Source organism: Mariniphaga anaerophila, assembly GCF_900129025.1.
GTDB classification, from domain to species: domain Bacteria; phylum Bacteroidota; class Bacteroidia; order Bacteroidales; family Prolixibacteraceae; genus Mariniphaga; species Mariniphaga anaerophila.
In genome coordinates this window covers 158,981-173,474 of record NZ_FQUM01000007.1, presented here as the reverse complement: position 1 = coordinate 173,474, position 14,494 = coordinate 158,981, and the positions used below count along the sequence as shown (strand labels likewise).

The window sequence follows — 14,494 nt, the reverse complement described above, 5'->3', positions numbered from 1 at the left end:
ATCAAAATGACAGATCAAATCCCAGTGTAAATACTCTTGGCATAGGCGAAGAACCTGATTCAGGATCCCAGTCCATCCACCCGTCAAAAGTGAGCAAGTTCCGCACGTTACCATACACACGTACTCTTTCAAAATTTAAGTGTTCAATTACTTTTTTAGGAACGTTGTAGGAAATTGATAAATCCTGAACCCTCAGATAAGACCGCGGGAAGTAGGTGTTAAAACCGCCGCTGTATAAGCCGCTGTACGAAACAACAGCACCGTATTTATTGGAAGGATTATCAGGAGTCCAGTACGGAAATTCCCGGGTACTCGTTCTTTCGTAAGAACTGCTGGTTCCTTTAAATATGGCAATGCTCCCGATGTGCCCCAATTCTGCCCGAAGAAAAGCAGAAGCAGTAAAATGTTTCAGAAAACTGACTTCATTTCGAAGCCCTATCCTGTAGCGCGGCTGCTTCCAACCAACAAAGCGTTTGTCATTACTTTCAGTATAAATACCGTCTTCGTTCACATCTACTGCAATGTAATCGCCCGGAGACTGATTGTACTTAGCTGCTTCATCTGCCTGATCGAGCTGCCAAACACCGGTAATATCGTAGTCCCAAATTCTGTCAATTGCCTGCCCCGGGAACCATCGGTTGGTAAAGTCAGGAAGTTCTCCGTAACGGACTTCATTTTCTAACGTATATTCTCCCACGTCTCCAAACAGTTCAACTATTTCATTGCGGTTCAGTGAAAAAACAAGACTTGAATTCCACTTTATTCTGCTATTCGTAATATTTACGGAATTCACAGAAAACTCCAGCCCTTTATTTTTCAACTCTCCCAGGTTTGAATAGATATCGGAAAAGCCTGTTATTTTTGGAAGATTTCTCAGCATTAACAAATCTTTGGTGGTAGAAACGTAAGCGTCGGCGGTTATATCTATCCGGTTATCGAATAACCCCACATCAACCCCCAGATTATATGCCTCTGTTTTTTCCCACGACAACTGCGCATTTGCAAGCGATGAGTTGTACACACCAATCTGCACCTGCGAACCATTGTAATAAAAATTCTGAGACAGTTTTGCCAGTGCTGAATACACCCCAATATCGCGGTTTCCGTTTACACCCCACGACAATCGCATTTTTAGCCGGTTCACCAGCCAGTCGTTGTTCCAGAAATTTTCTCTGGAAGCCTGCCAGGCCAGCGCCAATGCAGGAAATATTGCCCTTTTGTTTTCCAATCCAAAAGCAGAATATCCGTCCTGTCGAACAGAAGCTGTCAGCAAGTATTTATCCATCAATGTATAGTTCAACCTTCCCATTACTGCATCTCCCGTTGAATAAGTATCGTTGTTGTCGATTGTTAGTTTGGCACCTGATTGCAACGAGTGAAACGACAGCTTTTCGTTGGGGCTGAATTCTTCGGCAGACTGAAAAGAATACCAGCTTTGGTATTTTTCGGCATTGTATAAAAACGTAAAATCAAAAGAATGAATTCCAACATCCTTATTCCATTTCAGAATATTGTCGACCTGCCATTCGTAAAACTGGCTGTCCTCCCGGGTACCGTACCCGCCCGAGTGGTCAATAGCGCCCACAATTGTGGAAGTTGACCAAAAATTATAGTTTTTAGTAAAACCCATTCTGGGCTGATAAACAATACGGTAACTAAAGCCAAGAGGCAAAATAATATCGGCGTAAAGCGATGAAACCAGGCTGTAAATATTCTTCTGCTTATCTTGATAATAGGTATTTAAAAGCGGGTTTTGTGCATTTTGCTGCTGATCGTTCGGAAACCATTTCAGCGTTCCATCCTCGTTGTACATCGTAGCATACGGCGTATTATTAAACATGTTCCTCAACTGCGCCTGTATATCGCTTTCGTCCCTAAATGCAAACTGTGTATTTGTTCCAACAGAAAGGAAATCAGAAATTTTAGCAGAGACATTGAGTCTCGACCTTAATGCAGAATATTTGTCGCCAACAATAATTCCCTCGTTATCGGTGTATCCCAATGACCAGTAATACGAAAGGCTTTCGCCTCCGCCGTTAATACTCACATCGTAACTTTGGCGGAATCCCTTTTGCATCACCTGATCGTACCAATCCACAGTTCTGCCATTAAGGTAATTCTCAATTTCCGGGTTGGTAAGTTGCAACCTCGACAACCACTCAACATAGTTATTGGAGTTAGGATTGTCACTGTAATTCGACCAGTCGCTTACACTAATGTTCCCCGGTAATTCATCCGGGCTGTAAAAATAGTATTGAGGTAAATCGGGATACAACCTGCCTAAAAAGTCCCGTCTGAAATCGGTAAACCCTTTGGGACTAAACGGCCTCATATCTTTATTTGTAACTTCGGCAAGCCCCATTTTTGTCGAAAAGTTGATGGTCGGCTTTCCGGTTTTTCCCTTTGTTGTAGTAATTATAACAACGCCCGATGCAGCTTTTGCTCCAAAAATGGCAGAAGAACTGGCATCTTTCAGAATGTCCAGGCTTTCAATGTCCATCGGGTTTATGTCGCGGATGCTACCGTTATAAATAACGCCATCGAGAACAATCAACGGATCGGTTCCGGCACTTAACGAAGTTGGCCCCCTAATCTCCAGGCTACCTCCGCCAGAAGCACTTGTTCCCTGGCTGGAATTAAACCCGGCAACGGTACCGGCAAGCATTTCAGTAATCTGAGTTAAAGGTTGCATGCTAAATTCCTCGCCGGATACTTTTGTAACAGAACCGGTTAAATCGCTTTTTTTAACCGTTCCGTATCCGATTGCAACAACCTCTTCGAGCCCGATGGCTTCTTCCTGCATAACCACATCAATGCTTGTTTGCCCGCCAACAGGAATTTCCTGCGTTTTCATTCCCACAAAAGAAAAAACCAGCGTAGCATCTTCGGGAATATTTGTCAGAATATATTCTCCATCCGAAGTCGTCACCGTTCCCTGGGTCGTGCCTTTAATAACAACCGTTACACTGGGCAGCGGCTGCCCAAACGAGTCGGTAACTTTTCCTGTTATTCGGGATGGCTGATCAAACAGTTCAACATTTCCGCCAACAGGAGTTAGTACGATGTAACGATCCTTGATTAAAAAATCTACTTTACTTTTATCGAACAATCGGGTTAGTATTTCATCTACCTTTTCTCCTTTAATTGAAATATCTACCTTTTTTGTTACATCGACTAACTCACTGTTATACAAAAAATAAAATTCACTCTGATTTTGAATGGCAAACAATACATCGCGGATGGTTGCGTCATGCATAGCCAGACTGATTGTTTTGGTTTGCGCATAAGTGCCAACGGCAAAAACCTGGAAGGTGCTTAATAGTAGTATCAAAACTGTATTGCGCATAACAACTAGTTTTTTTCGGTGTTGCTTCAACAGCAAACACAATAGGTTTAAAAATTTTTTCATAGTTTTACACTGTTTTAAATTAGAATATGATTTAAGATTTTCACCGGGTGATTCCGGTAAAGACGGAAGGAAGTGTTGGTAGCGCTTCCTTCTCTCTTAATAAGAAACAGACTCTCGGAATTAATTTCTCATAAGCGTTTATTTTTAGTTATGGTTACTATTGATTGAGATAGTTTTTTGGTTTCGTCATCCGGTTTGCCGGGAATGTAAGTTGTTTTTATTTTGGGCGAACTCAGCTCCAGCAGCTCCAGCACCCTAAAAAGCGGTTCGTTATCGAAAACGGTTGTAAACCGGTATTTTTTTATGCTCTCATCTTTAATAATAACCTTCACGCCGTACCACCGTTCCATTAATCTGGCTACTTCTGTCATTGGCGTATCGTCAAGTATCATTATGTTCTGATGCCAGGCAATGTACTTTTCAATATTGGTGTTTGCCCGGGTTACTGTTTTGCTTTTTTTATTGAATGCCAACAGGTCGTTTGGATTGAGTTCACAATATTTTTTCGCCCCCGAATCCCCGTCGAACAGAAACTTCACTTTTCCTTCTTTCAGCGCCACCTGAATCTGCTCGGCATCCGAATAAGCATTCACATTAAACTGCGTTCCTAACACCTCAACTTCGGCATTTTGGGCTTTCACAACAAAAGGCGATTGCTCATTTTCTTTCACGTCAATAAAAGCTTCTCCGGAAAGCTCTACCTCCCGTCGTTCGCGGGTAAACGGAATTCCGTAGCGTAACCGGCTGCCGGCGTTTAACCAAAGATTGGTTCCGTCGGGTAAAACCACAAACGAACGCATCCCCAGCGGACTGTAAATTTCCTGCCAGGTAATTTCGTTCTGCACCAACAGAACCGGCTCTTCCGATTGCTCTTCCTGAAAAAACAGGCTCCAAACGGCAAAAGCCAGCAACGGCAAAGTGAGTATTGCCGCAACCCGGGTTAATGCAGTAAAAAACGAACGGGACGCTTTCGTACCGCTGATTTTACTACTTACTTTTTTGCAGGCTGTTTCAACATCCACAGAATTTGTGTGGTTAATAAGCTTTGCTGCCTCCAGCTTCCTGTCAAAAGACGACAATCCGGCCCTGGATTTAATAAACTTTTCCAGTTCAGATTCAGCGTTCATTTTATGATTTTGTTCTTTCATTCGGTATTTTGCTATTTCAAAAACCAATTTTCAGTTGGTTTATTAATAGTACAACCGAGACAAAAAAAACACGTAGAAAAAAAAACTTTTTTTTGAATCAACAGACTACAGGTCAATAAAATCAGGCGTAATAGAATTCTGAAAAATGTTTTCTTTTCAGAACAACATAAGAATAAACATAAAGTCTTTCAATTCCTCCCTCAGCAATTTCAACGCATTGGAAATTTGAGTTTCCACGGTTCTTTTGGAAATTTGAAGTTGTTCGGCTATTTGCTGATTAGAAAGCCCGTTAAACCGGCTTAATGTAAAAATTTCGTTGGTGCGGGGCGGCAATTTTTCAAAAGCCGATTTTATGCGGTGCTGCAATTCAGATTCTACAAAAACATCGGGCTGATACAGCCGATCCGTTTCAATCATTTTTCGAAGTTCATTTCGAACCCGTTCGCTTATTTTCTCCCTTTTTAGATGATTCAATGCGTGGTTTTTCACACACGCAAAAAAGTAGCTTTTCAGGGTTTCAGATTTTCTGATTCTTTTTCTGTCAGACCACAGTTTTACAAAAAAATTCTGGACAATTTCTTCCGCCTCATCTCTGTCTAAAACAATTCGAGAAGCGAATATCACCAGGCCAGGATAATAAAAACGAAACAGTAATTCAAAGGCAGTCTGGTCGCCGCTAACAAGCCGCAGTATCAGGGTTTCTTCCTTAATCCCTTTTATAACAGACATTGCTATAAAAGTAAGAAAAAAGATTAATATCTGGCTACCAGCGGCATTTTTCTGCCGAACCCAAATGCCTTAGAACTTACACGTAAAATAGGTGCTGCCTGAAACCGTTTATATTCATTTGTATTTACCATGCGAATAACTTTTTTCACCATTTCAGGGTCAAATCCTTTATTCACAATCTCGGCCGGAGAAAGGTTCTGTTCGATAAAACTGAATAGTATTTCGTCGAGCACGGCATACTCGGGAAGTGAGTCGGTATCTTTCTGATCGGGACGCAGCTCGGCCGAGGGCGGTTTTACGATGGTGTTTTCGGGAATAATTTCCCGCTCTTTATTCATGAACCTGGCCATTGCAAACACATCGGTTTTGTACACATCGCCCAAAACCGCCAGCCCGCCGTTCATATCGCCGTAAAGCGTTCCGTAACCCACGGCGCACTCACTTTTATTGGTGGTATTCAGCAAAATATGTCCAAATTTATTGGAGATTGCCATCAGGTAAATTCCCCGCGCACGGGCCTGAATGTTCTCTTCTGCAATTCCCGAAGCAGTCCCTTTAAACTGAGGAGCAAGCTCGTTTTCAAACGCATCAACTGCTTTCTGAATATTCACAACATCGTACCTGATTTCCAGATTTTCCGCCAATTGCCGGGCATCTTCCACACTGTGGTCAGACGAGTATTTGGAAGGCAACAACAACACGCGTACATTTTCTGCGCCCAAAGCGCGTTCTGCCAGCACCAGAGTAACGGCAGAATCTATTCCTCCGGAAAGCCCGAGTGTTGCCTGTCTGAAACCCATTTTCAGAAAATAGTCCCGAATACCTAAAACCAACGCATCATGTATTTTTTCGATGTGATTTGTTTCTGGCTGCAACTTCCTCGCCCCCGGATTAGCGGTATCCACAATCAGATAATCTTCTTCGAAATAGTTGAGTTCTTTTACTATTTCACCTGATTTATCAATAAAAACAGAGCCTCCGTCGAAAATCAACTCTGTTTGTGCTCCGGTTTGATTTACATAAAAAATGGGCAAACTGAATTTTTTTGCTTTATTCACCAACACATCTTTCCGCCAGTTTTCCTGGTTGTACGAAAAAGGCGATGCCGAAATATTCACCACAAAATCAGGATTGAGTTTTGCCAGCTCTTCCATTGGCGAAACCTGGTAAAGTTTGTTTTTACCAAACTCGTTGGCCGTAGGCTGTTCGTCCCACAAATCTTCGCAAATGGTAATTGCAATACGTTCATTCTGATATTCAACAACATTAAAGTCGCGATTGGGCTCAAAATGACGGTACTCGTCAAAAATGTCGTAAGTAGGCAACAATGTTTTGTTGTGTACCGAGCGCACACCTCCATCAGCAAGAAAAAAAGCCGAATTGAACAATGTTTTACCGCGGTCATTTTCGTTTATACGGGGAGCGCCAACAATGGCTGCAATTCCGCAACACGCTTCGGCAATCCGCTTAACCGTTTCTTCTGCTTTCCGAATAAATTCCTTTTTTTCGAGCAAATCGTGCGGATAGTAACCGGTAACCGACAACTCGGAAAAAACAACAAGGTCGGCTCCCTCTGTTTTTGCCCGTTCGATGGTTTCGATCATTTTTGCGGCATTCCCGTCAAAGTCGCCGATAATATAGTTCAACTGAGCCAGTGCAACTTTCATAAAGCATTTTCAGATTAAAAGTAAAACGTTCAAGTTTTAGCTTGCCGGTATTTGTCTTGATTAATGTGCAAATGTCTTATTTTTGAGCCAATTTCGCAATAAAAAATAGCGCAGTGCGTATTAAAAAGAATAATAATCATTAAATGAAACACATAACATATTTCTTCTTTCTGGCGGTTGCTCTCATCTCTTGCAACAGAAACCCGCTGAAAGTAGACATTTCCGGGATTGAAAACGAAGTGGAAATTGTACGGTTTGATCAGCAGCTTTTTGAACTGCCCATGCAGGACACGCTGGCCGAATTGACAGAACTCCGAAACCTGCACCCGGATTTTTTTGATTTGTTTACCTGGAGAGTGATTGGGCTGGGTGGACTCACCGAAGAACATTTTTCGGAAGGTATGGGCGAATTTCTTACCGATACGATGATTGTGAATGTTAAAGCTCTTGCTGACAAAAAATTTTCAGATTTTGAGCCGACAAAAAAAGCGCTGGTAAAAGCATTTAAATATTACCAGTTTCATTTTCCCGAGAAAGAGCTTCCTTCCATTTTCACCATGATATCGGGTTTCAACCAATCTGTTGTTACTGCCGAAAATATTATCGGCATCAGCCTCGACAAATACTTAGGACAGGATTGCAGTTATTACAAGCAGTTGAGTAATGTGCCGCTTTATAAAATAAAAAACATGCACCCGCAAAAACTGGTTTCAGACGTTGCCTACGCCTGGGGATTAACCGAGTTTAACGAGAACGGAACGGCTACCACAATACTCGACCATATTGTTTACCAGGGCAAACTAATGTATTTTACCGACGCCCTCCTGCCGGAAATGCACGATTCACTGAAAATTGGCTACAACGCCGAGCAATTGCAATGGTGCAAAAACAACGAAGCGCAGATGTGGAATTTTCTGATTGAAAAGAAAATGCTGTATTCCAACAAACGAATGGACATTTTGCGGTTTATTAACGACGGACCTTATACCACCGGGTTTCCTATTGAATCGCCGGGACGAAGTGGCGTTTGGATTGGCTGGCAAATTGTTAGGCAGTACATGAAAAAGCACAAAGAAATAACACTGCCCGAGCTCATGAAAAACACCAACTACCAGCAAATTTTAAACGACTCCGGATATTACCCGGAATAGGCGGGGAACCATTAAAACTTATACAATTCTCTAAAAGTTTCATCGTCAATATAGGTTTTCCCCTCAACCGGATAGTCGCCAATATATAAGCTTTTTGAAGAAATTACCAGCGAACCAAAAATTCCCAGGCCGCCCTCAATATTCGAATAAACCGGAACAGGCTCTGCAAACGGGTTGTCGGAAACCATGCTGTGTTGGTCAAAAGAACGGGAATAAAGAAATAGTTCTTTTGACAGGCACTGAACAAATGCACTGACTTTAAAATACTCTCCGTACTCGAAAAAAGTTTTCTTTCTGGTTAGCGCATAAAAAGACAAATTGTAAACTTCTTTACTAAATAACTCGTCGGAAAAAAGGCCGATAGCATCGTCGGTTGTACCAATAATATCCGCATTCCGATAGGCACTTAACACAGGATCCGTGGAGTAAATATAGTTGGAGAATTCGGCTTCTTCAACTATTGTGTCAGTTGGAGTAACAGATTCCGGATCGACTTCTCCACCGCCATAACCACCACCATAGCCGCTATAATCGTAATAATAACCGCCTTTTTTTCTAAAATAGAGTTCTATTCCCCTTTCTTTGCTAATGCCAATCCGGTAATAATTATCTTCATCAACCGGATCCACTATCTCCAAATTCATTTTCGCTTCGTAAGTATTATTGGAATACTGCTGCGGAGCTTTTTCCAGTTGGCCAACAAAATTGCCAAGCTCCACCGGAATTGGCACGGTGGTTTCGCACGACACTGGGGAGAAACCTTCGTGCGATACTTCCAGCCGGTACGTTGCACCCTCTTTCACCTCCAAATCGGGCTCGTAATAATATCCGTTTTCAAAAATGTGCTCCTTCTTCGAGCCGTAATCAAAGTATTCGTAGGTGGTATCTTTATTACTGAAAAACGCTAGTTCAGAAACAAAAGAACCGTTTTCGTACAAGCTTACCTCGGCATTTTCGAGCGCTTCGTAGTAAATGCTTTTTTCAAGAATATGCCTGCTTTTGCTGATATTTACCCTGAACTCGTTTCCCGGGACAATGACAGCGTTAACAACAATCATCGGGCGCGCATCTTTCTCCTTAAATTCTATTGTTTTTTCACACGAAAAAAGAACCACAGAAAGGAAAACCAATATTATTTTACTTGCGTTTTTCATTGCCTTAAAACTTAAAAGTGTATGAAACAGAAGGTATCAAAGGAAACAGGCTCAGTTGTTTCAGTGCTGTTTCGGATGTTTCGTAGTACTTCCCTTGCTCGTTGTACCCGCTTTTGCTGTTGTGCCCCCAGAAAAGATAAAACGGATTTTGACGGCTATAGGCGTTGTAAACTCCTAACGACCAGGTTCTGATTCCGTGCTTTTTCTGTTTATGAAAATTAACTCCCACGTCTAACCGGTGGTAGGCAGGCATGCGGTAATTGTTTCGTCCTCCGTAATACTGAATTTCTGACACGCCCCAACGCGAAAATCCAGTAGACCCAGCAGCGTATGTTTGTTGACCAAGCGTAACTGCGTTGCCGGTTCCGTAAACCCAGGTAGCTCCAACATCAATTTTGTCGGAAAAGCGGTGGGTAAGAACCAGACTAACATCGTGGCGGCGGTCGTATTTTGCCGGAAAAGCTTTTCCGAAATTCAGATTTTCAAATTTTCGTTCTGACTTCGATAACGTATAGCCAATCCAGCCGGTGGTTTTTCCTATGTTCTTTTCCAACATCACTTCCAGGCCGTAAGCCCAGCCTCTGCCGGTTTCAATTTTCGATTCCCATCCTTCTGCTACTCCCGAAAAAGAAGCGCCTTCCTTGTATTCAATCAGGTTGTTCATATCCTTATAAAACAACTCGGCAGATAAATCAAACCCCTTTGGCAATTTGTAAAATGCGCCCACTGCCACCTGGTGCGACATCTGGGGCTTCACGTTTTTGGTAGCCGGAAGCCACAAGTCTGTAGGCAAACTAATTGTTGAAGTGGTAAGCAAGTGGATGTACTGGCTCATTTGAGCGTACGAAGCTTTTAACGACCATTTTTCTGAACCGAGAAAACGCAACGATGCACGCGGCTCAAACGAGGTGTAGTTTCTTCCCTGAACATTAAAAAATGAAAAGTGCGCCCCAACATTCATCTGAAACTTTTCAGAAATATCAAAAACATCTTCTCCGTACATGCGGATTTCGCTTGCCGCAATGTTTTTGTTTCCGAAGGTAGTATCAGATGGCGCCGCAGAATCGCTGTCATCAGTAAAATTATAATGGTTTACACCGGGACTAAACGTGTGATGAATAGCGCCAATCCCCATTTTCACCGAGTGCCGGGCCGAAGGAAAATAGTCGAAATCGATTCGGCCTGCAAAATCTTCAATACCCGAATTGTAATCGAAAATATCTTCTCTTTTCTCGTTATCGCGGGTGTTCACCGTTAACGATTCGCTTCCCACATTAAAATTATACTTGCTGTAAGTTAGCGTAACATTGCTGAAGAGTTTCGATCCGAACACGTAATTCCAACGCAAAGCATTGGTTATGTTTCCCCATTTCAGACCCGATTCAGACCGGTCGTTGTACCTGACATACTCCTCCACATAGTATCCTTCTTCCACAGAATAAGCTTTGTCCAGCCCCAGGTACGACGAAAAATAGAGCCTGCTCCTGTCCGAAAAAATATGGTTTATTTTGGCGTTGAGGTCGTAAAAATAGTAACCTCCCGTATAATCGTAACCATCGGTGTTTTTGTTTACAATTTTCATAACCGGCCGAGCCAGCAAATCCAGATATGTTCTTCTTCCTGAAACAATAAACGAAGTTTTATCTTTAACAATTGGCCCCTCCAGTGAAAACCGCGACGAAATGAGCCCCACCGAAAATTCACCTTTAAACTCTTTGGTATTTCCTTCTTTCATGCGAATATCGATAACCGACGAAAGCCGCCCGCCAAAGCGCGCCGGAAAACCTCCTTTGTAAAGTTTTACTGTTTTTACGGCACTCGGATTAAATACCGAGAAGAACCCGAAAAGATGGTTGGCGTTGTACACGGGAACCCCATCGAGCAAAAACAGGTTTTGATCGGGGCCGCCACCCCGAACATAAATTCCACTGGTGCCTTCTGTACCAGACTGCACTCCCGGAAGCAACTGAATAACTTTCAGCACATCGGGTTCGCCAAGTAAAAGAGGAACTTTTGCCAATGTGGTAGTTGGTATTTCCACCATACTCATTTGCGTTCTCTTTACTTTAGACGCTTCGCTGCCGTAGACTTTTACTTCGTGCAGTTCTTTCATCAACTCCAGTTCTACAACAATGCTGGAATCGTTTTGCAAATTAACGTTCAGTTCTTCTTTGGTGTAACCAACGTAGGAGAAAACGATGGTTTTTTCACCGGGACTCAGAGAAAGGCTGAAAAAACCATATTCGTTTGTGATGGTTCCTTTCATGGATTCCTTTTCGTAAACATTGGCATTAATAAGGCTCTCGCCGGTGTGTTTGTCCCTGACATATCCGCTTATTGTCAGATTCTGTGCATACACCCAAAAACATTGAATGATTAGCAGCAAGGCAATAACTGTTTTTCGCATTTAATTTGGCTTTTTAACAAAAAAAATCTTCGGGTTACAAATCGGGGCAAATCTAAAGAAGAATTCCATTAAGATTTTCAAATAAATGTCAATAAAACAAAAAAGGGATGCATTTCTTAATGCACCCCTTTTTAACAAGAAACAATATTTTCTACAGTTCCCTAATTTTAATGTTACGGAACCAAACGTCGTCGCCATGATCCTGCAATGCAATGAATCCTGATTTTGCAACATTTGCCCAGTCGGGATTCAGTTCGGGGAATTTAGAATCTTTTACAAGGTTATTCCAGTCGTCGGTCCACAGGTGATATTCCAAAACGGTTTCGCCATTTTGTTTGTGAACAACAGTTCCTTTGTAAACCAAAATTTCGATGGAATTCCATTCTCCGGCAGGTTTTGCATTCTGTGGATTGGCCGGAATAAGATCGTAAAGAGAACCGGCTTTGCGGTTTCCGTCTTTACCCAGCAGGGCATCAGGATGCCTTTCGTTGTCGAGCACCTGCATTTCAGGAGCAGTTTTCCAGATTGGCCAGTCTTCCACTTCCTGTCCGAGATAAAAGATACCCGAATTTCCGCCTTCGCCAATTTTCCAATCCATTTTCAAATGGAAATTAGAAAATTCTTTATCGTAAAGAATGTCGCCGCCATCATCAGAACCGGCTTCGCCCATTCCGGAGCCTTTGCAATGCAATGTTCCGTCAACAACTTCCCATCCTCCCGGGAAATTTGTTTTGTTTACACCGCGCCAGCCGTTGCTGGTTGTTCCGTCAAAAAGCAATGACCAACCGGCTGCTTTTTCTTCTTTAGATAATTCATTCGGGCCAACTTCTTCTACAACAGCTGCTTTTTCTTCAGTCTGCTCTGCAGATTTTTTTTGGCCACCGGTGCACGAAATCCCAAAAACAAGCGCACCTGCAAAAAGGAAAGAAATAACTTTTTTCATTTTTATTACTATTTAATTGGTTAAAGAATTCTTTGTTTTAGTTGGTTGTACAAAAATAATTGAAATTAGTTAGATGCAAAACATTTAAACCAATCCTTAATTATTTTACAATAAGGGCAAAATGAAAGATTAATATTCAGAAATTTCGAATATTCTTTTGTAAATTCGATAATCAGTTTCAAAAACAAAAAGCATTAAAGCAACATGGACAAAACAGGTAAACCCAAAAGGATTGGAATATTAACCGCCGGAGGCGACTGTCCCGGATTAAATGCAGCCATCAGGGGCGTCGGGAAAACAGCAATTGTAAACTACGGGATGGAAGTATACGGTTTTAACGCCGGCTTTCTTGGTCTAATAAACAAAGATTACACTATTCTTAAAGAATCTCAGCTTTCGGGCATTCTAACTGTTGGTGGGACCATTTTGGGCACCTCGCGGGAGAAACCCTACAAAATTGTAAAAAGCGACCACGGCGAAACGCACAAACCCGAAATGATAAAGCAAACATACAGCGAGCTGGAGCTGGATTGTCTGGTTTGCATCGGAGGCAACGGAACCATGAAAACAGCCCATATGCTGGCCATGGAAGGGTTAAACGTAATTGGCATTCCGAAAACCATTGACAACGATGTTTGGGGAACCGACGTAACATTCGGGTTCGAATCGGCAGTGCAGGTTGCTACAGATGCTATTGATCGTTTGCACACAACTGCCAACTCTCACCAACGGGTAATGATTATTGAAGTGATGGGGCACAATGCAGGATGGCTGGCACTTTATGCCGGAATGGCCGGCGGTGGCGACATTATTTTAATTCCTGAAGTACCGTACAACATTCGTTCGGTGTGCAAAAAAATTGAAAAACGCTACGAAAACAAAAAGCCGTATTCCATTATAGTGGTTGCCGAAGGAATAGAACATCCCAAAAAAGGTTCGGCTGCATCGTACCTGGCTGAGGCAATTACCACCTATACCGATATTGAAACGCGCGAAACGGTGCTTGGGTACATTCAGCGCGGAGGAAGCCCGACTCCGATGGATCGGATTCTGGCAACACGCTACGGAGCTTTTGCAGCCGAATGCATCGCCAACGAATGTTTCGGAACAATGGTGGCTCTGAAAAAAGGTGATCTCACCACAGTTCCGCTCGACGAAGTAGGAGGAAAATTACGACTTGTGGATCCGAACCACCAGCTCATTCAAAAAGCACGAAAAATGGGAGTTTCGTTCGGAGACGAATACATGCAAAACTAAAGAGGCAGGTGCACCAGCTTTTTTGTCTGGAAAAACTCCTCTTCAAAATATTCCGATAAATCCTGAACAAAAGCCTTTCTCCGGAAAGGCTTTATTTCTGCATCCAGGTTTCCTCCTTTCAGATAAATAATACCGTTTGGCAAAGCATTTTTCTGAACGGGAGAAACATTTTTATTTACCCAGGCAACAAACTCGGGCAATGTTGTAACAGCCCGGCTAACCACAAAATCATACTTTTCTTTTAGCTGTTCAGCCCTTATTTGCTCTGCTGTTACGTTGTTTAGATCCAACGCCTGAACCACCTCATTTACTACTTTTATTTTTTTCCCGATTGAATCTACCAGGTGAAACCGGCATTCAGGAAAAAGGATAGCCAGCGGAACTCCGGGGAAACCACCTCCGGTTCCCACGTCCAGTATTTTAGTGCCAGGCGTAAACCGTATAAATTTGGCAATGGCTAGCGAATGCAGCACATGCCGCTCATAAAGCTGGTCGATATCTTTCCGCGAAATGACATTAATTTTTGCATTCCACTCTGCGTACAACGGAAACAACCGGTCTATTTTAGAAATCTGATCCGGCGTTAACCGGGTAAAATATTTTTGAATAACATTCATCACGAAAAAAAA

At 42.5% G+C, this 14,494-nt stretch carries 10 protein-coding genes; 2 read left to right on the top strand and 8 right to left on the bottom strand.

Annotated elements, in window-relative coordinates:
- Position 1 precedes the first annotated feature (1 nt).
- The 4 genes from BUB08_RS15210 to BUB08_RS15195 all read right to left on the bottom strand — a co-directional run bounded on the left by BUB08_RS15210 (position 2) and on the right by BUB08_RS15195 (position 6,953).
- Positions 2–3,346, bottom strand: coding sequence for a SusC/RagA family TonB-linked outer membrane protein (locus BUB08_RS15210; RefSeq protein WP_217651630.1), 3,345 nt, complete (start codon positions 3,344–3,346; stop codon positions 2–4).
- A gap of 191 nt (positions 3,347–3,537) precedes the next feature.
- Entirely contained in the window at positions 3,538–4,557 is a 1,020-nt protein-coding gene (locus BUB08_RS15205) for a FecR family protein (RefSeq protein WP_139249737.1), read from the bottom strand.
- Positions 4,558–4,713: 156 nt separating this feature from the next.
- Positions 4,714–5,286 (bottom strand): RNA polymerase sigma-70 factor, encoded by a 573-nt coding sequence (locus tag BUB08_RS15200; protein WP_073002752.1) that lies wholly within the window; start codon positions 5,284–5,286, stop codon positions 4,714–4,716.
- 23 nt (positions 5,287–5,309) lie between these two features.
- A complete protein-coding gene (locus BUB08_RS15195; RefSeq protein WP_073002751.1) occupies positions 5,310–6,953 on the bottom strand; it encodes an NAD+ synthase in 1,644 nt (547 codons plus the stop codon).
- Positions 6,954–7,096: 143 nt separating this feature from the next.
- On the opposite strand from BUB08_RS15195, the gene gldB reads away from it, so the two are divergent.
- A complete protein-coding gene (gene gldB, locus BUB08_RS15190; protein ID WP_073002750.1) occupies positions 7,097–8,104 on the top strand; it encodes a gliding motility lipoprotein GldB in 1,008 nt (335 codons plus the stop codon).
- Positions 8,105–8,115: 11 nt separating this feature from the next.
- On the opposite strand, the gene BUB08_RS15185 is transcribed toward gldB, so the two are convergent.
- The 3 genes from BUB08_RS15185 to BUB08_RS15175 form a co-directional block, all read right to left on the bottom strand.
- Positions 8,116–9,258 carry a DUF4249 domain-containing protein gene (locus BUB08_RS15185; protein WP_073002749.1) on the bottom strand — a complete coding sequence of 381 codons (1,143 nt, stop codon included), beginning with the start codon at positions 9,256–9,258 and terminating at the stop codon, positions 8,116–8,118.
- A 4-nt stretch (positions 9,259–9,262) separates the two neighbouring features.
- A complete protein-coding gene (locus BUB08_RS15180; protein ID WP_073002748.1) occupies positions 9,263–11,665 on the bottom strand; it encodes a TonB-dependent receptor in 2,403 nt (800 codons plus the stop codon).
- A 151-nt stretch (positions 11,666–11,816) separates the two neighbouring features.
- Positions 11,817–12,608 carry a 3-keto-disaccharide hydrolase gene (locus BUB08_RS15175; protein ID WP_073002747.1) on the bottom strand — a complete coding sequence of 264 codons (792 nt, stop codon included), beginning with the start codon at positions 12,606–12,608 and terminating at the stop codon, positions 11,817–11,819.
- 204 nt (positions 12,609–12,812) lie between these two features.
- Here BUB08_RS15175 and BUB08_RS15170 point away from each other — a divergent pair, with 204 nt between their 5' ends.
- Positions 12,813–13,865, top strand: coding sequence for a 6-phosphofructokinase (locus tag BUB08_RS15170; protein ID WP_073002746.1), 1,053 nt, complete (start codon positions 12,813–12,815; stop codon positions 13,863–13,865).
- Here the strand turns inward: BUB08_RS15170 and rsmG are convergent.
- Positions 13,862–14,482: a 16S rRNA (guanine(527)-N(7))-methyltransferase RsmG gene (gene rsmG / locus BUB08_RS15165; RefSeq protein ID WP_073002745.1), complete on the bottom strand. Its 621-nt coding sequence runs from the start codon at positions 14,480–14,482 to the stop codon at positions 13,862–13,864. The two genes, BUB08_RS15170 and rsmG, sit on opposite strands and share 4 nt — an antisense overlap.
- Positions 14,483–14,494: the final 12 nt, after the last annotated feature.